This is a genomic window from Chryseobacterium sp. Leaf180 (assembly GCF_001424585.1).
In the GTDB taxonomy this organism is placed as follows: domain Bacteria; phylum Bacteroidota; class Bacteroidia; order Flavobacteriales; family Weeksellaceae; genus Chryseobacterium.
On sequence record NZ_LMPJ01000001.1, the window covers coordinates 610752 to 632641 of the forward strand.

22 protein-coding genes are annotated in these 21890 nt (G+C 37.0%); 15 read left to right on the forward strand and 7 right to left on the reverse strand.

Features of this window, described 5'->3' with window-relative positions; genetic code table 11:
• Positions 1 to 11: 11 nt before the first annotated feature.
• On the reverse strand, positions 12 to 383 hold the full coding sequence (locus ASG01_RS02815; protein WP_202966975.1) for a response regulator: 372 nt from the start codon (positions 381 to 383) through the stop codon (positions 12 to 14).
• Positions 364 to 1914, reverse strand: a complete 1551-nt coding sequence (locus tag ASG01_RS02820; RefSeq protein WP_202966976.1) for a PAS domain-containing protein — start codon at positions 1912 to 1914, stop codon at positions 364 to 366. The genes ASG01_RS02815 and ASG01_RS02820 overlap by 20 nt, the downstream gene beginning before the upstream one ends.
• Positions 1915 to 2125: 211 nt before the next feature.
• Between ASG01_RS02820 and ASG01_RS02825 the strand changes: the two genes are divergently transcribed.
• From ASG01_RS02825 to ASG01_RS02850, 7 genes are read left to right on the forward strand one after another with little or no spacing between them, the layout of a single operon-like run.
• Positions 2126 to 2782, forward strand: coding sequence for a TetR family transcriptional regulator C-terminal domain-containing protein (locus ASG01_RS02825; RefSeq protein ID WP_055859588.1), 657 nt, complete (start codon positions 2126 to 2128; stop codon positions 2780 to 2782).
• A complete protein-coding gene (locus tag ASG01_RS02830; protein WP_055859591.1) occupies positions 2779 to 4095 on the forward strand; it encodes an ABC1 kinase family protein in 1317 nt (438 codons plus the stop codon). The genes ASG01_RS02825 and ASG01_RS02830 overlap by 4 nt, the downstream gene beginning before the upstream one ends.
• Positions 4095 to 4250 carry a DUF2256 domain-containing protein gene (locus ASG01_RS15660; RefSeq protein WP_082498279.1) on the forward strand — a complete coding sequence of 52 codons (156 nt, stop codon included), beginning with the start codon at positions 4095 to 4097 and terminating at the stop codon, positions 4248 to 4250. The genes ASG01_RS02830 and ASG01_RS15660 overlap by 1 nt, the downstream gene beginning before the upstream one ends.
• Positions 4202 to 5500: a DASH family cryptochrome gene (locus ASG01_RS02835; RefSeq protein WP_055862106.1), complete on the forward strand. Its 1299-nt coding sequence runs from the start codon at positions 4202 to 4204 to the stop codon at positions 5498 to 5500. Before ASG01_RS15660 ends, ASG01_RS02835 begins: the two co-directional genes overlap by 49 nt.
• Before the next feature lie 13 nt (positions 5501 to 5513).
• Complete coding sequence (locus ASG01_RS02840) at positions 5514 to 5792, forward strand: TIGR03643 family protein (protein ID WP_055859594.1); 279 nt, start codon at positions 5514 to 5516, stop codon at positions 5790 to 5792.
• A 48-nt stretch (positions 5793 to 5840) separates the two neighbouring features.
• A complete protein-coding gene (locus ASG01_RS02845) occupies positions 5841 to 6539 on the forward strand; it encodes an SDR family NAD(P)-dependent oxidoreductase (RefSeq protein ID WP_055859597.1) in 699 nt (232 codons plus the stop codon).
• 16 nt (positions 6540 to 6555) lie between these two features.
• Positions 6556 to 7203 (forward strand): MarR family winged helix-turn-helix transcriptional regulator, encoded by a 648-nt coding sequence (locus ASG01_RS02850; protein WP_055859598.1) that lies wholly within the window; start codon positions 6556 to 6558, stop codon positions 7201 to 7203.
• A gap of 72 nt (positions 7204 to 7275) precedes the next feature.
• Here the strand turns inward: ASG01_RS02850 and ASG01_RS02855 are convergent, their stop codons facing one another.
• Positions 7276 to 8736: an OmpA family protein gene (locus ASG01_RS02855; protein WP_055862111.1), complete on the reverse strand. Its 1461-nt coding sequence runs from the start codon at positions 8734 to 8736 to the stop codon at positions 7276 to 7278.
• 432 nt (positions 8737 to 9168) lie between these two features.
• Between ASG01_RS02855 and ASG01_RS02860 the strand changes: the two genes are divergently transcribed.
• From ASG01_RS02860 to ASG01_RS02880, 5 genes are all read left to right on the forward strand, one after another.
• Positions 9169 to 9354 (forward strand): hypothetical protein, encoded by a 186-nt coding sequence (locus ASG01_RS02860; protein WP_055859600.1) that lies wholly within the window; start codon positions 9169 to 9171, stop codon positions 9352 to 9354.
• A 148-nt stretch (positions 9355 to 9502) separates the two neighbouring features.
• Positions 9503 to 10981, forward strand: coding sequence for an ankyrin repeat domain-containing protein (locus ASG01_RS02865; protein ID WP_055859602.1), 1479 nt, complete (start codon positions 9503 to 9505; stop codon positions 10979 to 10981).
• Between the two features lie 4 nt (positions 10982 to 10985).
• A complete protein-coding gene (locus ASG01_RS02870; RefSeq protein WP_055859605.1) occupies positions 10986 to 11465 on the forward strand; it encodes a DUF2271 domain-containing protein in 480 nt (159 codons plus the stop codon).
• 12 nt (positions 11466 to 11477) lie between these two features.
• Entirely contained in the window at positions 11478 to 13670 is a 2193-nt protein-coding gene (locus tag ASG01_RS02875; RefSeq protein ID WP_055859608.1) for a PepSY domain-containing protein, read from the forward strand.
• A 9-nt stretch (positions 13671 to 13679) separates the two neighbouring features.
• Positions 13680 to 14669 carry an FAD:protein FMN transferase gene (locus ASG01_RS02880; RefSeq protein ID WP_055859611.1) on the forward strand — a complete coding sequence of 330 codons (990 nt, stop codon included), beginning with the start codon at positions 13680 to 13682 and terminating at the stop codon, positions 14667 to 14669.
• 6 nt (positions 14670 to 14675) lie between these two features.
• Here the strand turns inward: ASG01_RS02880 and holA are convergent, their stop codons facing one another.
• On the reverse strand, positions 14676 to 15713 hold the full coding sequence (holA, locus tag ASG01_RS02885) for a DNA polymerase III subunit delta (RefSeq protein WP_055859615.1): 1038 nt from the start codon (positions 15711 to 15713) through the stop codon (positions 14676 to 14678).
• 7 nt (positions 15714 to 15720) lie between these two features.
• On the opposite strand from holA, the gene ASG01_RS02890 reads away from it, so the two are divergent.
• Positions 15721 to 16149: a type I restriction enzyme HsdR N-terminal domain-containing protein gene (locus ASG01_RS02890; protein WP_055859618.1), complete on the forward strand. Its 429-nt coding sequence runs from the start codon at positions 15721 to 15723 to the stop codon at positions 16147 to 16149.
• A 52-nt stretch (positions 16150 to 16201) separates the two neighbouring features.
• Positions 16202 to 16942, forward strand: a complete 741-nt coding sequence (locus tag ASG01_RS02895; RefSeq protein WP_055859621.1) for a dienelactone hydrolase family protein — start codon at positions 16202 to 16204, stop codon at positions 16940 to 16942.
• 40 nt (positions 16943 to 16982) lie between these two features.
• On the opposite strand, the gene ASG01_RS02900 is transcribed toward ASG01_RS02895, so the two are convergent.
• The 3 genes from ASG01_RS02900 to ASG01_RS02910 all read right to left on the reverse strand — a co-directional run bounded on the left by ASG01_RS02900 (position 16983) and on the right by ASG01_RS02910 (position 20888).
• Positions 16983 to 17588, reverse strand: coding sequence for a DUF2911 domain-containing protein (locus tag ASG01_RS02900; RefSeq protein WP_055862114.1), 606 nt, complete (start codon positions 17586 to 17588; stop codon positions 16983 to 16985).
• Positions 17589 to 17817: 229 nt separating this feature from the next.
• Positions 17818 to 19713 (reverse strand): hypothetical protein, encoded by a 1896-nt coding sequence (locus ASG01_RS02905; protein ID WP_055859624.1) that lies wholly within the window; start codon positions 19711 to 19713, stop codon positions 17818 to 17820.
• 23 nt (positions 19714 to 19736) lie between these two features.
• Complete coding sequence (locus tag ASG01_RS02910; RefSeq protein ID WP_055859628.1) at positions 19737 to 20888, reverse strand: ATP-binding cassette domain-containing protein; 1152 nt, start codon at positions 20886 to 20888, stop codon at positions 19737 to 19739.
• Positions 20889 to 20989: 101 nt separating this feature from the next.
• On the opposite strand from ASG01_RS02910, the gene ASG01_RS02915 reads away from it, so the two are divergent.
• Entirely contained in the window at positions 20990 to 21841 is an 852-nt protein-coding gene (locus ASG01_RS02915) for a hypothetical protein (RefSeq protein ID WP_055859631.1), read from the forward strand.
• Positions 21842 to 21890 lie beyond the last annotated feature (49 nt).

Genomic DNA, 21890 nt, shown 5'->3' on the forward strand with positions numbered 1-21890 from the left:
GAATTTTGTTGTTAATTTAAAAGCCCACGAATTTTCCCTACCAAATCATCCATATCAAATGGTTTAGGAACAAAAGCATTTGCACCCGCATTTTCAGCAATGGTATTTCCATCCACGCTCGCCGAGAAAACGATTACCGGAAGTTTTTCGTATTCCGATGTCGTTCTGATAATTTTCAAAATCTGATCACCTGATAAAACCGGCATCCAGAGATCCAGAAGAAGCAAATCCGGAGTTTGTGTTTTTAACTCTTTAATCAGATTTGTGCTGTTTATTTCTGTAATCACGTCGAAACCCTCAGATTCCAGAAGCATTTCCAAAATGTCTAAAATCCCCTGATTATCATCACATACCATAATTTTCTTACTTTCCTCTGCCATCATCTTTCATTATTGGTAATGTGAAACTGAATGTAGAACCTTCACCAAGGTCGCTCTCAACCCAAAGCGTTCCCTTGTGATTGATAATAATTTCATGCGAAATATATAGACCAATGCCAAGGCCTGGAAATTTTTTCTGAATATCGCGCGCTCTGTAAAAGCGCTCAAATATTTTTTCTTTATCGTGCGGACTGATTCCCATGCCGTAATCTTTCACGGATATTTTAATAAAATCTCCAACCTTGCTGATGTAAACATCAACCTTACTTGATCCCGGAGAATATTTTATCGCGTTGGAAATCAGATTATTGATAACCTGCGAAATTTGCAGTTCGTCGCCCATAATCGTTGCGCCTGCATTTCCAGAAATTTTTATATCATAGCCTGGAGTGGCAACAGAAAGATTTTCAACCGTATCTTTTACTGTTTTTTCAATTCTGAAAGGTTCGTTGTGGAGCTCAATATTCCCAGACTGAATTTTTGAAGTATCAAGAAGTTCTGTAATCAGATTATTAAGCCGGTCTACGTAGGTACCAACTTTCTCAAGTGTAGTTAAATATTTTTCAGACGCATTTTCCGGCGGCATTCGTTGAAGAAGCTGCACCAATCCTTTAATCGTTGTAAGCGGAGTTTTCAACTCATGGCTGGCAATAGAAAGAAAATCATCTTTCCTACGGTCAACCTCAATTTTGTCTGTAATATCTTCAATTGCAAGAAGAATTTTATCTTTATACTGACCTTCAAATTCAACTCTGTATGCATTCAGAAGCATAATCTTCTTGCCAATGTGAGGGAAATCGTGCTCAACTTCAAAATCAATAACCGGATTATTTGTCGGCAATATCTTTACAAGTAAATCTTTCAAAGCCACAATATCCCACTGGTGATTTCCAAGTTCAAAAAGCAGCTGTCCCACAGTATCTTCAGTAGAAACTTTAAAAGTATTTAAAAAATGTCTGTTAGCGCTAAGCACATTAAATTCTGAATCCAATACCAGGAGACTTTCACGAACAGTTTCTATAATACTTAAAAGAAAAGCTTCATTTTCTTTTAAATCTTTCGTACGTTCTTCAATTTTCTTCTCAGCAGCGGCTTTCTCTTCCTTAAGCTCTGCTTCAGCTTTTTTTCTTTTGGAAACATCATTCTGAACTCCTATAAAATGAGTAATTTCCTTTTGATCATTAAAAACGGGAGATATATACAATTCGTTCCAAAAAAGCTCTCCATTTTTACGGTAGTTGCGGATTTCCACTGCACACTCTTTACCTTCAGAAATGGCTTCTTTCAGAATAAATCTTTCAGACTGTGAGCGGTCCTGCTCCTGCAGAAAGCGACAGTTATGCCCGATAATTTCGTCGTGCTTATATCCGCTTATCTTTTCAAAAGCAATGTTACAATATATAATAGGATTATCCGGCTGCAGATTATCTGTGATAATCACCCCGGAATTTGATGAGTTAAGTGCCTGAAGATAAATACTTAGCGTTTTCAAACGGTCGTCATTATCTTCTATGCCGTAAGGAATTGTGTTCAATGATATTGTTTTTATAAATCTTTAAACCAATAATGTTTAAAATGCATTGATTTTCATTACCAAAAATCATGCCTACAAGTTTGATAACTCCAATTAATTCTCCATTAAAAAGTTAGAGATTTTTATCATGAATTTAATAGTATGTTTTTATACCAATTGGTGTAATTATTGAATAGTTATTTACTAGTTTAAACTGTTAATTTCTAATATTATGGAAAATGATTTTAAAGTGACAGAAGAAAAAATATTCGAGCTATATGGAGAATTTTTGCTGAATCATAGTGAAAGGCCAAAAAACGTTTATCGTTTTGCTAAAAATAACGGTTTTGAAGAGCAGGAGTTTTACGATTATTTCGCAAGTTTCGAGCAGATCGAAGAAAAGATGCTTTCAAATCTTTTTTACAAATCTATAGAGCTTGCTGCTCAGATCGAGCATCCTGGTCAGATTTCAGCTAAAGAAGAACTCCTTAATGTTTATTTCATATTCTTTGAAAATCTAACGATGAACCGTTCACTCATTCTGATGATTTTGGGTAAATATAAATTGCGTTCTACAAAAAATCTTCGAAGTTTACGCGACGCTCATAAGAATTTCATACAGACCTTAAATTTCAATGAATGGGAAATGATGAAAAATATGAAAGGCAATGTGCGCGAATTTCAGGAGAAATCCCGAATTGAAGGTTTATGGTTACATTTTTTATCCTGCATAGAATTCTGGAGAAATGATACTTCACAGTCGTTCGAAAAAACGGATCTGTTTATTGAAAAAACAATCGATACAGGTTTTGAACTGATCGATAATGAGCCACTGAGAAAAGTGGTTGATCTAGGCAAATTTCTTTGGAAAGAAAAATTTAGAAGATGAAATCATTAGATAAAATACCAACCGGAAAAATCGAGCGCGCAGGTAATCTCCTGAAAGCGGGGGCAAAAGTCGGTCTAAATTATGTAAAATATTACGGCAACCGCGTGACAAAAGACGACGCAGAAGCCAGAAAAATACTGAACGAAGACAATGCAACAGATATTTACGATTCTTTGAAAGAGCTGAAAGGTTCGGCTTTGAAGGTAGCGCAGATGCTGAGCATGGAGAAAAATATTTTGCCGCAGGCATATGTAGAAAAATTTTCCCTGTCGCAGTTTTCTGTGCCTCCACTTTCCGGAGCTTTGGTGAAAAAAACTTTCAGGAAATCTTTCGGGAAAAATCCGGAAGAGATTTATGATGAATTTTCTGCAAACTCGGTAAATGCGGCGAGCATCGGCCAAGTCCACAAAGCGAAGAAAGACGGAAAAGAATTAGCGGTAAAAATTCAGTATCCAGGCGTGCGAGAAAGTATTTCCAGCGATTTGAAACTGGTAAAACCGATTGCTTTACGAATGTTTAATATTCAGAAAGAAGGTTCAGAATCTTATTTTCAGGAGGTTGAAAATAAACTTTTTGAGGAAACGGATTATACACTTGAACTGAAAAGAAGTCAGGAAATTGCCGGACGATGTAAGCATTTGCCGAACTTAAAATTTCCAGATTATTATCCTGAATATTCATCAGATAGGATTATTACGATGGACTGGATGAATGGTGAACATTTTTCTGAATTTACAAAAAAACAGAATTCTCAGGAAGATTTAAATAAAATAGGACAAACGCTTTGGGATTTTTATATGTATCAGATGCACAACTTAAAAAAGGTTCATGCCGATCCGCATCCCGGAAATTTTTTGATTTCTCCGAGTAAAGAGCTTTTGGTAATTGATTTTGGATGCATTAAGGAGATTCCGGAGGAATTTTACAGACCGTATTTTGAATTGGCAAATAAGGAAAATCTCAGCGATCCAGAATTTTTCTCTAAAAAACTTTATGAGCTCGAAATTTTAACTTCTAAAGATACAGCAAAAGAAACTGCATTTTTTTCGCAGATTTTTTACGAACTTCTGGAATTGTTTACAAGACCCTTCAACAGCGAGGTGTTTGATTTTTCGGATGAAAATTTCTTCAGTGAAATTGCAGAAATCGGACAACGTTACGCCAAAATGAGTGATATACGGGAGATGAATGTAAACAGAGGCTCGAAGCACTTTATTTATCTCAACCGAACTTTTTTCGGACTGTATAATATGATGCATGATTTGAGAGCAAAAGATATTAAAATTAATAATTATAAAAATTTCTCAGCGTAATGCCCGCAGATTTGCCTTCCAAAATATGTGAAGTTTGTGGACTTCCCTTCAATTGGCGGAAAAAGTGGGCAAAAAACTGGGACGAAGTAAAATACTGCAGCGAAAAATGTCGGAGACACAAAAAATCAACATCCTCTGGTTTACCAGAGATCTAAGAATCAGTGATAATGAATCTTTATCAAAAATATCTCAGGAAGAAACAGAATTTCTTGCTGTCTATATTTTTGATGAAGATTTTTTTGCGCAGACACAGTTTGGATTTCGAAAAATAGGAAAATTCCGTGCGAAATTTCTCTTAGAAACAGTGCATGAGTTAAAGAGAAATTTAGCAAAAATAGATATTGATCTTCTGGTGAAATTTGGGAAAACCAAAGATGTTTTTTCCTCACTGAAGGATAAAGTTGATATTCAGAAAATATTTTGTCAGGAAGAATTTACGAAGGAAGAAACCCAATTACAGAATAGCATAAAACGAATTTTACCTGAAACGCAGTGGGAAAAATCTTATACACAATTGCTTTTAAAACCGGAATTTGTAAAAAAAGCGGTAACCACGATTCCAAAAATATTTACAGGATTTCGACATAAAATTGAGAAAAATCTTGAGGTGCGGAAAGTTTTTGACAGCGAAAACATTACTGCAAAAAATTTAAAAATCGAACATTTAATGTCAGATGATATTACGCTCCAAACATTAGGTTTTTTAGATTTTGAAACTGATGAAAGGTCAGCTTTTCTTTTTAGAGGCGGCGAAACATCAGGTAAAGAAAGATTGGAAAATTATTTTTTTGAAACGAAGAATTTAAGCCGATATAAAGAGACTAGAAATGGGATGACAGGAAGCGACTACAGCAGCAAATTTTCTGCATGGCTCGCCAACGGCAGTCTTTCGCCTGTGGAAATTTATTATAAGGTAAAAAAATATGAAGAAGAATTTGGCAATAATGAATCGACCTACTGGTTGATTTTCGAACTTTTCTGGAGAGAATTTTTCAAATATGTAGCAATGGAATACGGCGACCGGATTTTCAATTATGACGGAATTTTAGATAAAGAAAATACGCATCAGGATAGTCAGCCGAAAATAGACCGCTGGATTGAAGGAAGTACTGATTCTGATTTTATCAATGCCAATATGATTGAGATTGCAAAAACCGGTTTTATGAGCAATCGCGGAAGGCAAAACGTTGCTTCTTATTTCTGCAAAACTTTATCTCAAAACTGGCTGAAAGGTGCGGCATATTTTGAGGAACAGCTCATCGATTATGATGTTCACAGCAATTACTGCAACTGGATGTATCTTGCCGGCGTAGGAAATGATCCGCGGGATCGGCATTTTAATCCTTTAAAACAGGCGTCGATGTACGACAGCGACCGCAGTTTTCGTAATCTATGGCTAAATTAAAATAAAATACACAATGAAAGACTTTGATTTAAAAGAACTAGACCGTATTATAGAAATGGCGTGGGAAGACCGTACACCATTTGAAGCAATTGAATATCAGTTTGGTATCAGTGAAGATGAAGTGGTAGAAGTGATGCGTCGTGAGCTGAAACCCAGCAGCTTCAGATTGTGGCGAGAACGCGTTCACTCGAAAGTTAGCCAGAAGCATCTGAAAAAGCGCAGTGAGGAGGTCACACGTTTCAAAAGCGACCAGCAGAGAACTATCACAAATAATAAGATTTCAAAAAGATAGTTTAATTTGATTTAAACTAGATTTGCACACCAACACAAATTTTGATTTATGAAAAATGTAGTAATCATCGGCTGTGGAAAAGGCATTGGCCTTGAATCAGCAAAAATTTTATCGAAGGATTTTAACGTTACCGGAATATCCAGATCAAAGACGGCAGAAATTGAAAATCTTGAAATTGATTTTCATGAATTGGATATTTTAAATGGAAATTTAAATGAAATAGCGTTTCCGGATGTTGTGGACGGACTTATTTATGCGCCGGGAAGCATTAATTTAAAACCTTTCAACAGATTGTCTGAGGAAGATTTTAAAAATGACTTTAATATCAATGTTTTGGGAGCGATCAAAACCATTCAGAAGCTTTTACCGAACTTAAAGAAATCTGAAAGTGCTTCGATTGTACTTTTCAGCACCGTTGCAGCAAAAATCGGAATGCCTTTTCACAGTTCGGTTGCGGCAAGCAAAAGTGCGGTGGAAGGTTTGGTAAAAAGTTTGGCGGCAGAATTTGCGATGCAGAAAATTCGTGTGAACGCGCTTGCGCCTTCTCTGACTGACACTTCACTTGCTTCGCAATTACTCTCAACGCCTGAAAAACGTGAATCTTCTGACAAAAGACATCCTTTACAACGCATTGGGAAACCTGAGGAAATTGCAGAATTGATTTCATTTTTAATTTCTGAAAAATCTGCATGGATGACCGGACAAATCATCGGAATCGATGGTGGAATGGGCGCTGTAAAAATTTAATGTTAAACTAAAAACTATGAAAACTGAATTTTACATCAATCTTCTTAACGAAATACAGGAATTTGAAAACTCGGAGTTTTGTAAGCCAAATTCCAGCGTTGAAGATTTCCGGGGTTGGATGAACAATAAGAAGTACGTGAGCGAAAGCCCTACAAAACTGATGAACAACGAGAATCATCAGGTTTCTTTTTTGGATAATGAAATTTGTAAACAGGTTTTACTATTGGGAAGATATTCAAAACAGTTGATCAGAAAAAGTCTGAGCGATTTCCCGGAGATTGCGAATGAAGAATTTACATATCTCTACCGTTTGAAAGATGAGCCGTTATTAACAAAAATTCAGCTGACAGAAAAAAACGGTCATGAGAAACAGACCGGAATGCAGATCCTGAAAAGGCTGCTCGATCACGGTTTGATTGAAGAACACAGTGATGAAGAAGACCGCAGAATTAAGAAATTAACTTTGACCGATAAAGGTCAAGAACTTTTTCACAGTTCGGTACATCAGGTTGATATGACTTCAAAAATCTTGTGTGGAAAGCTGAATGAAAATGAAAAGAAAACACTTTTGGAAATATTATTAAAGCTGAATGATTTTCATTCTCATTTGCATTCGGAACATAAGAATAGCGACATTTCTCAGATTCAGCAATTTTTTCTTTAAAGTTTACAACTTTTATAAAAAAAATAAGTCATCCAAAACTGGATGACTTATTTTATGATCAAAAGGTTTTAATTATTTCGCTTCGAAATAAACTCTTCTGTTTGCTCTGTTTTTCCATTCCGGACATTTAGAAGCTGGATCACACTCTGGGTATTTAAGGTCTTTTTTACCTCTACCGATTGCATTGATTTTACCAGAAGCTACACCGTTTTGTAATAAATAACTTTTTACGCTTCCTGCTCTTCTTTCAGATAACTTTTGGTTATATTCATCAGAACCTACAGTATCAGTAGCTCCAATCACAGTATAAGTACCGTCTGAAGAATTAATATAATTGATAGCGCTGTTCAAGATTGGTGTGTTGTTTGGTAAAATTCTGTCAGAATTAAAGTCAAACTCAATACCGTCCAATTTTGTTTCAGTTTCTGTAACAGTGTTAGTTGGCATTGTAGTGTTAGTCATTGGACATCCACCGTTTTCTACCGGTCCTGGTACAGTCACACATTTGTCATAAAGATCGATTACTCCATCCATATCAACATCTAATGCAACACCTGCTCCATCTACTCTAGCACCAGCTGGAGTATCTAACTGTCTGTCCCAATCGTCGCAAACACCATCATTATCATTATCACCAGCTTTACAAACTTCGATATCCTGATTTTTGTTTTCAAGCTCTGTAATTTTGTAATAGATTTCCTGCAATGGGTCATGCCACATTAAGTGATTATCATGCTTACCAAGGTTGATTGACAGACCTAAAGTAGCATTCACAAAATTGTCAGAAACCTGATCTTCTCTTCTGTTGATTTCACTGTATTGAGCTCCACCACCGTCGAATTCATCATCCGTTGTAACAACGTACATTACTCTACCTTCGATGTCTACTCTATTGCTCAATTTATATTTAAGACCTGCACCAGCCTGTCCAAATAACGAATTTCCTTTGAAAGGCTTGATTTCAGTTGCCAGTCTCTGTCCGTTGATATCTTTCTGATATGCTTTGTAAGCTAATGTACCAATACCTGCATAACCATGTAATGCCCATCTGAATGGTGATTTGTTGTCAACTCTTCTTAATAAATTAGAAAAGTTAATATCTCCTAATAATGAGATTGCATTGTATTGAGTTCTACCTGCAACTTGTTGGAAAGCCGGAACATTTGTAGGAACTGCATCTTTAGTATTGAACCAGCCCTGTCTTGTTTCACCTCTGTCATACTGTACTCTCAAACCGAAAGCATGAGTAATTGCCTTATCAATACTCACATATCCTGAGTAGCCAAAAAGGTTTTTACCGTTTCCGTTTTTGATAGATGTCAAATCTGCAGATTGAATCAGTGGTGTACCAGCTCCAAATGAAATTGACCAGTCATTAAATCTTTTTGATTCTTGTGTGAAAGGAGACACATTTGCAGATCCTGAAGAATACGTGTTTGGATATTCTCCTGTTGATACTCTCATAGAGTCTTGGGCACTCATTACCGCGGGTACCGATAATGCTAGCGATAAGATAGCTAAACTTAGTTTCATATAAATAATTTTATTGTTAATATTTCTTAATACAATTTTCACAATTAAACAAACTTTAAACTCAACTTCTGAAAAGTGGCTCACAGTAAGCTTTTGTTTGTGATGACCTGACTTATCCAATTACCGTACCAAAAACTACCATATACGACAATCCTGACAACCATCATGTTGTACCTTGAAAAAGTGAAATATTAATCACTATAATAATTATCGAAGGTATATATCATGATGATCAAAGACTTAAGACCTGCAAATAAATTAAACACAACCTTATTTTTGAGAAATATCTTTAGATTAAAATTTTATTAACCCATAATAATGAAAAATCAATTTATAAATATTTCACTTTTCTGAACGAGAAAATCGTCGCTGTTTGTTCCAAAATCCCAAGGCATAGATTTTGTAATCCGTCTTTCACTAAATATATAAACTATGAACGTAAAAAGAATTTTCGGGACAGTGCTTACCATCTGTGGCATCGTAGGATTAATCTATGCTGGCTACTCTTTAGTAAACAAAAGCGCAACGTATATGACGCTTGGCGTAGTCGGCGTTATCGCACTTATCTTCTTCGTTTCAGGAATTGGTCTCGTAAAGAATACAAGAGACGAAGGCTAGAAATTAGAAAGAAAAGCTTTAAAGCGGTGAACAGGATTTGTTTGCCGCTTTTTTTATTGTATCCATACAGAAAACTTCCACAATATTTTTTTCATTCAATCTTATATCCTAAATTTGCGATCAATATTTAGAATAAATAAAAATAAGAATGAAAAAGCTTCTATATTCTTCTTTAATTTTGCTTTCCGCATTTTTCAGCGCACAAAAAAATACATTTTTAAGCCAGGATTTCTGGAAAACAAAACCCACCTTAGAATTGGTAAAAACCGAAATCGAGCGTGGTAACAGTGTTTCAGAAAAAAATGGTGGAGCGTTCGACCCTGTTACTTTAGCGATAAATAATAAAGCCAATACTGAAGTTATCAAATTTCTTGTGGAGCAACCGGGAAATTCCGTTGATAAAATAACGCACGATGGCAGAATTTATCTCCATTGGGCGGCGATGAGCGGAAATACAGATTTAGTCGAATATTTAATAAAGAAAGGTTCGGATGTAAACTTTAAAGATACCAAGGGCACTACTCCACTTGTTTTTGCGTCGAACGCCGGAGTTGTTGATCCAAAAATTTATCAGTTATTTTTTAACCGAGGCGTTCAGCCAACAGAAAAATATAAAAACGGAGCCAACATTTTAATGCTTTCTGCAGGAAATGACGACTCCGGGAATCTCAGAAAATTTCTTTTAACAAAAGGTTTAAAATTATCAGATACCGACGACTACGGCAGCACAGCGTTTGATTACGCTGCAGCTTTCGGTAAAATGGACGTTTTAAAATCTTTGATTTCTGAAAAAGTAAAACCAACTGACAAAGCACTTCTTTTCGCTGCGCAGGGAACGCGGTCAGTTACGAACGGATTGCCGGTTTACAAATATCTGATTGAAGATTTAAAATTAAATCCGAAAGTGACGAATGAAAGCGGCACAACAGTTTTACATCTGATCGCCCGAAAAAACAATCAGTCAGAAAACATTACCTATTTTATCGGTAAAGGCGTGAAAGCTGAAGCTTTAGACAAAGATGGAAATACCGCTTTAATGCTTGCTTCAAGTGGAAAAGACTTAGAAAATGTAAAAACACTTCTCTCACAATCAAAAAATATCAACAGCGTAAATGCAAACGGTCAGTCAGCACTTACGATGGCTGTAGAAAACGGTTCTGAGGAGATTGTTGCTTTTCTTTTAAATAATAAAGCCGATGTAAATATTTCAGATAAAAAAGGAAATAACCTCGCCTATTATCTTTTAAATTCTTACCGACCGCCACAACCAAACCAGAAAGATCAGTTTTCGGAAAAGTTAATGCTTTTAAAGAACGCCGGTTTTGATATTTCTAAACCGCAAAAAGACGGTAACACGCTTTATCACTTGGCTGCCGCAAAAAATGATCTTCTGATTTTCGAGAAACTTGATTTTAAAAATGCAGATATCAATGCTTTGAATGGTGAAAAATTAACTGCTCTGCAAAAAGCTGCTTTAATATCTAAAAACGATAAAATGCTGAAATATCTCGTGGCAAAAGGTGCCAGTAAAACAGCTAAAACTGAGTTTGACGAAACTGCGTACGATCTGGCAACGGAAAATGAAGAGCTAAAGAAAAACAATGTATCACTCGATTTTTTAAAATAAAACAATGAATTTTTACACCAGAATATTTTCGCTGACCGCTTTCCTTATTTTTTCAGCAATCTTCAGCGCGCAGGTTTCAAAATATAAATGTATGCTTCAAATGACCAATTACGACGGCGAAAAGGCATATATAGTGATCTCGCTCATCAACCCAAAAGGCGGTTACGAAAAGACGCTGTACATGATGGGACCAGACAAAAAATGGCAGGAAACCCTGAAAGAATGGAACAAATCGCCAGCAAAAAAAACACCTAATCTCAGTGCTGTCACCGGTGCATCGATTGCCGGCGGCGACCGAAATATTTCGACATTTTCGATCGACGATAAATATTTAGATAAAGGCTACAAAATCCGTTTTGAAAGCGCCGTTGAAGATCAAAAATACAACGTCACAGATCTAGAAATTCCTTTCACAAAGGCTGGTGTTATCACAAAAGTGGAAGGCAAAGGCTACATTCGTTACGTGAAAATCAACAAGCTGTAGAATTTTCGCGGCATGACATTATCTTTCTGGCGTCTCGCGCATCTCGCGCTCGCGATTTTTTCGTTTCTCTTTCTTTTTGTGGCTTCCGCAACGGGGATTTTTCTTGCATACGACGCCGTGCAGGAAAAATATCAGCCATACAAATCTGAGAAATTTGCAAGTCTTTCGTTAGCTGACGCTGTTTTTACTCTAAAGCAGAAATATTCCGAAATTACCGAGATCAACATCGATCATAACGGATTTGTTTTGCTTGAAGGAATGAACGAAAATGGAGATAATGTCAAAATTTATGTAGATCCTGCGACAGGAAAAGAACTTGGAAAACCTGAAGAAAAATCGAAGCTGTACAACTGGGTTTTGTCGCTGCACCGCTCCTTATTTTTTAAAGAAACAGGGCGTTTCGCCGTTGGTATTATCTCTGCAATCCTCGTTCTGATAACGCTTTCCGGCATTTTTCTTATTATTAAAAGACAGAAAAGCTTTAGGCATTTTTTCGACAAAATTAAAAAAGACCATTTCGCTCAATATTTTCATGTCGTTTCTGGTAGACTTTTTTTAATTCCGATTTTGCTTATTTCTTTGACGGCTACTTTTCTTTTTCTGGAGAGATTTGAGATTATTCCGAGAGGAAAAAACCATAAAACTGTTTTTAAAGAAAATCCACAGGCGCAAAAAATTGATTTAAAAAATTCAGATTTATTCAAAAACACTCAACTTTCCGACGTCAGGAAAATCGAATTTCCTTTTATTGAAGACGATGCGGAAGAATTTTACATGGTAAAACTCAGTGACCGTGATCTGGTCATTAATCAGATTACCGGCGAAAAAGTTTCTGAAGAAATATCATCCCGGCAATTAAACTTGAAAGATGTAAGCCTGAATCTGCATACAGGCCGCGGCAATATTCTTCTGGCAATCATTCTCGGTCTGTCATGTTTGAGCATCATTACGTTTATGATCTCAGGATTTCTAATCACATTTAAACGTTCAAAAAATAAAATCCGGAATAAATTCTCCGCGGAAAATGCAGAAATTATTTTGCTTTTCGGTTCAGAAAACGGTTCTACTTTAGGTTTTGCTTCAAAAATTCATCAGCAGTTGCTTTCAGAGGGAAAAAAATCTTTCCTGACAGAAATGAACAAACTGACGTCATTTCCCAAGGCAAAATATCTCGTCGTTTTTACTTCAACTTACGGCCTGGGCGACGCACCAAGCAATGCAAACCAGTTTGAAAACAAACTAAAAAATATTGATTTCACTCAAAATATAAAATATTCAGTCGTTGGTTTTGGCTCGAAATCTTATGATGAATTTTGTGCATTTGCGGTAAAAGCTGATCAGATTTTAGCCGAAAAATCTTTCGAAAGAATATTACAAATGGCCACTGTAAACGACCGTTCGACATCTCAGTTTGCTGATTGGGTTAAAAACTGGTCAGCCGAAACGTTGATTCCTTTGGCGACTGCGCCTTCCGTTTATAATGAGGCACAGCTAAAACTCAAAAAATTTAAAGTCGTTTCTAAAACTGCCACTGAAGGAGAAAACCAAACGATAAAAATTGTTTTAAAAGCTGATTTCAGAACGAAATTTTCTTCAGGAGATTTGCTGGCGGTTTATCCTGATGATACTGCAAAAGAACGTTTTTATTCGATCGGAAAAGTCGGTGGAAATATCCAGCTGATTGTAAAAGTTCATGAAAATGGATTTGGCTCCGGATTTTTAAATCAAATGAAAGAAGGTGAAAGTCTCAACGCGAAACTGATTAAAAATTCATCTTTTCATCTTCCAGCAAAAAAGAACGATGTTGCGATGATCGCCAACGGAACCGGAATTGCACCGTTTTTAGGAATGATTGATGAAAACGCAGGGAAGAACAATATTCATCTGTATTGCGGATTCAGAAAAGAAACGGAAATGACGAAATTTTACGATTCTTTTGCTGAAAATAATCAGCGTAATGGAAGACTCGCTTCTTATTCGGTCGCATTTTCGAGAGAAAAAGATCATCATTATGTTATGGATTTGGTGCAGCGTGATCAGGAAAAATTCGTGAAAATATTTACCGAAGGTGGAACAGTGATGATTTGCGGCTCGCTGAAAATGCAGCACGACATCGAAAATACACTCCGCGGAATCTGCACCATCAACGGACTCGATTACGAAAATTTCAAAACTGCCGGACAGATTCTCACGGATTGCTATTAACTATTTCTGATGCGTATTTTTAGTTTTAAAATAATAACTATTCTCTTTACCTGCATCGCTGTGTTAAGTTTTTCGCAGGTTCAGAAAAGCCGTGCAGTGACATTAATGGGAAGCCGTTTTGATATTACAGTGGTTGATTCTCATGAAGGTAAAGCTGACAAAAGTATTGATCTTGCCATCAAAGAAATTTCCAGAATTGAAGATTTGATTTCAGAATGGAAACCGGAAACCGAGATTTCGAAAGTCAATAAAAACGCCGGAATTAAATCTGTAAAAGTCTCTGCAGAAGTTTTAAATTTAACCGAAAAAGCACTTTATTTCTCTGAAATTACAGATGGAGCTTTTGATATCAGTATCGCAGCTTTGGATAAAATCTGGAAGTTTGACGATTCCATGAATGAAATTCCTGCCGACAGTTTAATCCGTAAATCAATAGAAAAAGTCGGTTATCAAAATATCATCATTGACCGAAAAAATTCAACTGTCTTCCTAAAAAAACCGGGAATGAAAATCGGGTTTGGCTCCATAGGAAAAGGCTATGCAGCGGATGCTGCGCGGGAGCTTCTGAAAAAAAACGGTGTGAAAGGCGGCATTATCAACGCGTCCGGAGATCTTTCGACTTGGGGAAATCAGGCTGACGGAAGTCTTTGGACAATCGGCATCAACAATCCTTTTAAAGAAAATATTGCCGAAGTTCTGCAGTTTAAAGAATATTCTGTGACGACTTCTGGAAGTTATGAGAAGTTTGCAGAAATCAATGGTATTCGGTATTCACATATTATCAACCCAAAAACCGGCATGCCTTCTACGGGTTTGACGAGTGTGACTGTCATCGGAAAAGATGCGACTTCTGCCAACGGTTTCAGCACTTCAGTTATGGTTTTAGGTAAGAAGAAAGGAATAAAATTGATCAACAATTTTCCGGAATTTCAATATCTGCTGATCACCGATAAAGGGAAAATTATCAAGTCAAAAAACTTCAAAAATATTTATCCCTAAAATAAATTAAACTTTCATCTTGATTTTATCTACGTTGATGATCTTATAAACAAGTTCTTTGATGAGTTCTGCATCACTCATATTCACTGCGCCAAGACCTTTTCCTTTCATGTCAAATTCACGCAAAATAGAAATCACGCGCGTTGAGTTTTTCAGCGGATACATTCTCGCGGCATCGGCATAATCTTTCAGAAAATAAGGATTTACACCCATTTGTGAAGCGATCATCTGCGGCGGCTGACCTAGCATTGTGCTGTATATTATGACATTAGAGAAATAATTATAAAGGCTTGAAAGAAGCATTACAAAAGGATTATTCTTCGGATTTTTGCCCATAAAATACGCTATTTTGAAAGCTGCATCGGCATTTTTTACACCTAAAGCTTTTTGAAGTTCGAAAACATTATATTCTTTGCTGATGCCGATGTGATTCTCGACTACAGCGCCGTCAAGAATCTGACCTTCTTTCAGAATAATTTTAAGTTTTCCAAGTTCGTTAGCGATTCTTGATAGATCGTTTCCGAGATATTCTGCGAGCAGATGAGAAATATTTGGCGCAGTCTTTATCTGAAGTCGGGCGCATTCGTCGGAAATCCATTTCGGTAAAAGATGATCCTTAAAAGTCTCGCTAAGAATCAGAGCATTGCTTTTTTCCAGAACTTTCGTTACTTTTTTCCGGCTGTCGAGTTTTTTATGTTTATGAGCAAAAACAAGCACCGTGGAAGGAACAGGATTCTGAATATACGCTTCAAACGCTTTACTTTCCTCGTCGCCCAGTTTTAGATCCTGAGCTTCTTTGATAATAATCAACTGGCGGTCGCCCATCATTGGAAACTGTCTTGCCAGCGACAAAATTTCGCCGTAAGAAGCATCTTTTCCGTAGGTCACAGTTTGGTTGAAAGCTTTTTCGTCCTCTTCCAAAAGCTTATTTTCAAAAGCTTTTACAGCAACATCGATGAAGTAAGGTTCGTCTCCGTGGAAAAAATAAATCGGAGAAACTTCTTTATTTTTAATATTTTTGAGGATTAAATCTAATTCTTTCATTGCTTAAATGGAACTTCCAAGGCTGAATTTTCAGGAAACTTTTGATTTTAAATTCAAGAAAGACAAAGATAAGTTTTTTATCTATGACCATGTGCGCAAAACCTATCTTTTGCTCACGCCGGAAGAGTGGGTTCGCCAGCACTGGATTCATTATTACCTTCATGTAAAATCTTTTTCTGCTTCCGCTCTAATCCTAGAAAAAAAAATTCTTTTGAATGGTCTGACCAAGAGAATCGACCTTTTGATTACAGAAAAAACGCTCCCAAAAATCCTCATTGAATGCAAAGCGCCACACATCAAACTCACCGAGAAAACGTTTGAGCAAACCGCGCGCTACAATTCGATTGTTGGTGCTTCTGAGATTATACTGACGAACGGTTTACATCATATTAATGCGTATTTCGACAATGGCGAGTACCACTTTTATCAGCCGTAAATTGTTGGCGTAATTTTCGCTAAAATTCTGGTCTAAAAATATAACAGAATTTATGAAAAATTTATTACTTGCAGCCGCGTTTCTCATCTCGGGCAGCGCCATCAGCCAAAATTTAAAAATAGTTTCTTATCAGGACGGCACGCAGAAACTCAATGGAATGGTAACGTCGAATTCCGGAAAGAAACTTCCCGGCGTGCTCATTCTTCCCGCCTGGAAAGGTATCGATGATGAAGCAAAAATGGCGGCGGCAAATCTTGAAAAAGAAGGCTACATAGCTTTTATCGCTGATATTTACGGAGAAGGAAATTATCCGACAGACAATACATCGGCAGCTAAAACAGCCGGATTTTATAAGCAAAATTATCAGGCGTATCAGAAACGAATTTCTTTGGCGTTAGATCAACTTAAAAAAAGCGGTGCCAATGCCGATAAAATTGCAGTAATCGGCTACTGTTTTGGCGGCACTGGAGCATTGGAAACGATGCGTGCAAAAATGCCGGTTTTAGGAGTTGTTTCCATTCATGGAGGAATTGGGAAAGATCAGTCGAGACCCAATGGCGCGATTTCTACAAAAGTTTTGGTAGAAAATCCTGCAGAAGATGAAAGCGTGACGCAGACAGACTATGATGGTTTGGTGAAAGAATTAAAGGATGGCAGAGCCGACTGGCAGATTATCACGTATGCCAATTCTAAACACACTTTTACAGATCCAAAATCGAAAGATTATAATCCTGTGATGGCTAAGCGCGCCTGGGACCACACAATGATGTTTCTGAAAGAGCTTTTAAAATAAAATAAAAACTTCCCCTGAGATTTTTCAGGGGAATTTTTATTTAGCTTTTCGCTTTTGCAGCATCAGCCTCTATTTTCTTTATTTCTTTAAGCTTTTCGGCAATCTTTGTTACCGCATCAGGCTTTGCAGGTTTTAAAGGAACCTCAGCTTCTGCCATGTCCCATTTGATCACCAGATTTCCTGAGTTTTCGTCGGTTGGATCTAATGTGATTTCAAACCATTCCTGTTTGTCAGCCAGTTTTTTCACCGGAACGGTCACATCGACCACATCCTGTTTTGCGTCGTACGTGTATGCGCCCCACTGTTGGAAATCTTTATTTAAAATAACTTTCCATTCTTTTTCTGTCGGCACAATGAATAGACCATACGTTCCCGGTTGCACGATTTTCCCACCAAAATTCATGGCCTGACCAAACGTAATTTTTGTGGATGAATTGGCACCGGCTCTCCAAACCTGATTGTATGGAACCAGTTCGCCAAAAATTTTTCTGCCCTTCACGCCAGGTCTGCCGTAATCTACAGTTACTTTCGACATCGAAAACTGCTGCTCAACTTTCTGTCTCGGGCTTGCTGCCGGTACGATATATTCCTGAGCAAAACCGAGTGATGATGCAGAAATGCATAAGGCAAATAATAACTTTTTCACTTTTAAAATTTTGCTCAAAAATACGAAATGAAGCTTAGAATTTGGTTTTTGGGTTTATAAAATCTGTTAAATTACACACACCTGTTGGTTGCGAATCGCAAACGCCCCGACCTGAACGGAGCTCTTTTTGTAAGCGATGGAAAAAGCCAGGGCACAAAAAAGCGGGAGTGGAGGGCGGAAAAAGGCGCCAAAAAAAAACCTCATAAAAATATGAGGCTTTGGTTTAAAATTATTCCGGTCTTGCTTTCCATTTCATTAAAACAGCGGAATACAGAAAGACGAATATAAATCCTAAAATCAGAATAAGATAACTGAGCGATAATCCGAAATCGTCAAAGACATCGTGGCAGATAACTTTTTCGCCGATGCCTGCTGCTTCTCTTTTACCGTAACAGGCCTGTCTCTGATGAATGCTGATAATCCCTAAAATCAAAAATACAAACAGCACAAACCCTGTAAGGGAAAGATTTACAAAAATTGAAGTAATCTTTTTTGAAAATTTTCTGATGAAAAATATCGGAACAATCAGGATTAATAGCGATATAATTAAGGTAAGATAACCAGCGAAAAAATCTACTTTTCCATGCGCTGAAACTTGGTAAAGAACCGCGATCAAAATGACGGATAAGGTGAGAACACCAGCTGAGACCGCACTGAAAAGAACCGACTTAAGTCCCGTAATTCTGAAACTGAGAATAAATACCGAAAGAAAAAATGAAATCCAAAGATACAGATGAATATTTTCTGTAAAGTAATCGAAAGATTTTATCTCATCTACACTGGCAAGAAAATTCTTCAGATCGTCATTGTAATAATAATACTCTGTAAGGTTTTGTTTCACGTATTCTTCGGGAGAGATCTGTTTGCTGATATCGGGATTGAAGTCTTTAATCAGAACACTGTCGGTCACAATTTCACCCGAGCTGTCGAGAATCTGATTTCCTTCAAAATTTACAGCTGTAGAATCTATCGCCGGCTCAGCATATACTGCGGTATCAGTTGTTTCACCAAATTCTTCATACGGCGTTCCCGGTTTATTTTTGTAAGATTTAATGAAATACCGCACCGGATATTCTTTGGGAGCGTACACTATCTGCGCCCATTTTTGAGCATTCAGATTGTTTTTTATTCCGAATTTTTTTGAAATGCTCAAAAACTGACTCAAGAGCTTTTCAATCTCTTTGATGTCATTTTTATTTAAAAGATCTGCTGTCTTTCTGTTTATTTCAAACTGCTTTCTCTTTGAAGGAATATTCAGCGCATCTCGGTTTGGATCGGTTGGATAATACTCTAAAGTTTCATTTTCTGCGCCGGCGTCATAAAAAATTTCGGAATAATTATAATATGAGAAGCCTGTAAAATTGATATATGGCGAAACATCAACCACCTCTTTCTTATAGTAATTGGTTTTGCTTTTCCCGTCTTTGCTCAGCAGTGAGTAAACGATTTCCTTCTTTTCTTTTTTTTCCGCCTGCGGCTCGGTAAACTCGTCGCCATGAAGATAAGAGATCTTTGTATACAGCCTGTAAAACTGGTACACACGGTCGTAGGAAACGAAATATTTTTTTGTGCGGTCGATTTTCCTGATGTTGGTTTCGCAGTAAAGATTAAAGAAAACTTCAGGATAAAGCCGGTTGCGCAGATCGTACAGCGAGGCATTCTGGCTTAAAAATGCTGATGCGCGGTCGACGGTTTCTATATTTTTCACCATTTCAGAATCCGGGTATCTGTTGTTGATAAACATTTTGAAACCCGTCATATAAGAAAAATAGAATGTGGTCGAAGCAAAAATTATTATGAAATACTGCACAAACTGACCGAAAATTTTGATGCGCGACTGAGGATAAAAGTTTTTAAAAGCATTGTTCTTAAACATCATGATCAGCCAGACGACGATCATCAGCACAGAAATAATGATGTGTACGAAGATTAATCCGTGGCGGAAGTAATCGTCTTTCACGTACTGCGCCTGCAGTGTTTCAGGATTTACATGAGAAAGATATCCTACGACAAAAAAGAGAAGATGAAATATGAAAGCTGCAAGAAGCATCCAAGCGAGTTTTGTATTCCAGACGGTCGGATATTTCTCAAGCAGGTATTGATTAAATTTATTAAGTTTTTGCATTTTGAAAAAGGATTTGATGATAATTAGCTGACGAAAAATCTTCTTGTGGAAGACGAGATATTTCTAATATACAGGATCTCTGCTTCGGCGTTTCCTAATGCAGAAATCACCTGATGAAATTTAACATCGGCACCAAAAAACATCACATAAATTCCACCATTGTAGTTTAATTTTTCAAGGCTGAAATCTTTCAGAATCTCCAGAAGTTTTTTCCTGCTCTCTGGAGTATCGATTTCAATAATCAGCTGATTTTCGCCTTCCCTTTCTCTGTCAGAATTATCTTTGTATTGGCCGTTTTTCAGAAAAATCACCTTATCAGACACTTTCTCCACCTCGTAGAGCTGCTGCGAACTCAAAATCAAGGCAATTGGATTATTGACAGACGTGGCGATTGATTTTAAATCTTCGAGAATAACCTGTTGGGCCAAAACATCAAGATTAGCCAAAGGCTCGTCCAGCAAAAGAATTTCGGGCTTTCTTAGGAGAATTCTGGCAAGTTCAAAACGCATTTTGTACCCTGATGACAGTTCGTTCCATTTCAAATGTTTGTAGTTCCAAAGACCAAAGCGCGCGATCATCATGAGAACTCTGGTTTCGTTTTCCTCAGGCGGTATTCCGTAATTTGAAAGCACAAATTTCAGATTGTCTTTCAGGCTTCCGTACCATTTTTCCGTTCGCTGCGGAATGTACACGAGTGTCGCTTTCAGATCATAGTCATTTTTTGGGATTTCATTAAAAGAATAAGATAAATTTCCGCTGTCGTAGGATATTTCTTTAGCTAAAATCCGCAGTAATGTCGTTTTACCGTTTCCGTTTTCGCCGACCAGACCGTAAACCTCTCCTTTTTTGATTTCTATTGAAACCGGGCCGAGCGAAAAACGTCTGTTTCCGTAAGATTTTACAATCTGTGAAGCTGATAAAACAGCTTGATCTGAAGGATGTTCTTTAACATCAAATGTTGCAATTTTCGCAAGTAAATTTTCGCATTTCAGAATAAACTCCTCCATCGGATGTTTTTGGGATTCCTTCCAGTCTGTCAGTGCTATCGCTTCTTTATAAACAGACATATCCTGAGTATCCATTGCGCAGTCGAGCAATTTTCTGAATCCCAAATCAATGTCTTTGTTTTCTAAAAAATGGGTAACCTCGGCAACTCTTCGCTGATGTAGTGTCATTTGCTGGTATTTTAGTTTTTTTCGAAGATAGATATTTTTCTGTCACGTTAAATCAAATCATAAAGAATAAACTTAATCTCTATATTTGCCTAAATTTCAAGATGAAAAATTTTAAAAATCTGGCGCTTTTGGCTTTATTTACAGGAATAACTTTAAGTCACGCTCAGCAAACCATTCCTTTCAGAATTACAAAACACAACAACCTCATCATCAAATCTTTGGTAAATGACAGAGATTCTTTGGATCTGATGTTTCAGATCGCGATGGAAGATGCTTCAATTTCTCCCGAGAGAACCAGAAAAGCTGATCACATTACATTTAAAGATGAAATCAGTATTGGCAACACGGTCAAAATCGGAACTGAAAAATATGAAAACATCAGGTTTTTCGACAACGAAATTACAGGCCATGAAGCAGATGGAAAAATAGGAATCGGAATTTTTAAAGGAAAAACTTTTAAGATTGATTACGACAACAGTCAGTTTGTAATTTATGATAAAATGCCTGATCTGAAAGGATATCAATCGATGCCCTTATTTGCACAAAACGGAGCTTTGTATATTGTAGCTGATAACATTATTGAAGATCAACAGGATGAAGTGTATTTTCTTCTTCAATCTGGATATTCGGGAGGATTAATCTATTGCAATGAATTTTCTGACGGGAAAAATTTAGATAAGAAACTGAAGATTACTGGTGAAAAAACCATGAAAAACTCGGCAGGAAGAAGCGTCACAACCAAACAGGGAATTCTGCCTTTTCTGAAAGTCGGAGATTTTGTTTTAAAAAATGTTTCAGCTGGATTTTTTGTTGGAGAATTGAAGACACAAACGGTAAATTATCTTGGAGCAGATTTGCTGCGCCGTTTCAACTGGATTTTCGATAAAGGCCGGAATACAGTTTATATCAAACCGAGCAAATATTTTGAGTCGGAATATTATCAGATAAAATAAAAAAATCCGCTTCAGTTTTTGAAGCGGATTTTTATTTACTGTATTGAAA

Bases quoted from the DNA above. Each gene is read 5' to 3' on its own strand.
- ASG01_RS02815 (WP_202966975.1), bottom strand. From the start codon at position 383: ATGATGGCAGAGGAAAGTAAGAAAATTATGGTATGTGATGATAATCAG.
- ASG01_RS02825 (WP_055859588.1), top strand. From the start codon at position 2,126: ATGGAAAATGATTTTAAAGTGACAGAAGAAAAAATATTCGAGCTATAT.
- ASG01_RS02830 (WP_055859591.1), top strand. From the start codon at position 2,779: ATGAAATCATTAGATAAAATACCAACCGGAAAAATCGAGCGCGCAGGT.
- ASG01_RS15660 (WP_082498279.1), top strand. From the start codon at position 4,095: ATGCCCGCAGATTTGCCTTCCAAAATATGTGAAGTTTGTGGACTTCCC.
- ASG01_RS02835 (WP_055862106.1), top strand. From the start codon at position 4,202: ATGTCGGAGACACAAAAAATCAACATCCTCTGGTTTACCAGAGATCTA.
- ASG01_RS02840 (WP_055859594.1), top strand. From the start codon at position 5,514: ATGAAAGACTTTGATTTAAAAGAACTAGACCGTATTATAGAAATGGCG.
- ASG01_RS02845 (WP_055859597.1), top strand. From the start codon at position 5,841: ATGAAAAATGTAGTAATCATCGGCTGTGGAAAAGGCATTGGCCTTGAA.
- ASG01_RS02850 (WP_055859598.1), top strand. From the start codon at position 6,556: ATGAAAACTGAATTTTACATCAATCTTCTTAACGAAATACAGGAATTT.
- ASG01_RS02855 (WP_055862111.1), bottom strand. From the start codon at position 8,736: ATGAAACTAAGTTTAGCTATCTTATCGCTAGCATTATCGGTACCCGCG.
- ASG01_RS02860 (WP_055859600.1), top strand. From the start codon at position 9,169: ATGAACGTAAAAAGAATTTTCGGGACAGTGCTTACCATCTGTGGCATC.
- ASG01_RS02865 (WP_055859602.1), top strand. From the start codon at position 9,503: ATGAAAAAGCTTCTATATTCTTCTTTAATTTTGCTTTCCGCATTTTTC.
- ASG01_RS02870 (WP_055859605.1), top strand. From the start codon at position 10,986: ATGAATTTTTACACCAGAATATTTTCGCTGACCGCTTTCCTTATTTTT.
- ASG01_RS02875 (WP_055859608.1), top strand. From the start codon at position 11,478: ATGACATTATCTTTCTGGCGTCTCGCGCATCTCGCGCTCGCGATTTTT.
- ASG01_RS02880 (WP_055859611.1), top strand. From the start codon at position 13,680: ATGCGTATTTTTAGTTTTAAAATAATAACTATTCTCTTTACCTGCATC.
- holA (WP_055859615.1), bottom strand. From the start codon at position 15,713: ATGAAAGAATTAGATTTAATCCTCAAAAATATTAAAAATAAAGAAGTT.
- ASG01_RS02890 (WP_055859618.1), top strand. From the start codon at position 15,721: ATGGAACTTCCAAGGCTGAATTTTCAGGAAACTTTTGATTTTAAATTC.
- ASG01_RS02895 (WP_055859621.1), top strand. From the start codon at position 16,202: ATGAAAAATTTATTACTTGCAGCCGCGTTTCTCATCTCGGGCAGCGCC.
- ASG01_RS02905 (WP_055859624.1), bottom strand. From the start codon at position 19,713: ATGCAAAAACTTAATAAATTTAATCAATACCTGCTTGAGAAATATCCG.
- ASG01_RS02910 (WP_055859628.1), bottom strand. From the start codon at position 20,888: ATGACACTACATCAGCGAAGAGTTGCCGAGGTTACCCATTTTTTAGAA.
- ASG01_RS02915 (WP_055859631.1), top strand. From the start codon at position 20,990: ATGAAAAATTTTAAAAATCTGGCGCTTTTGGCTTTATTTACAGGAATA.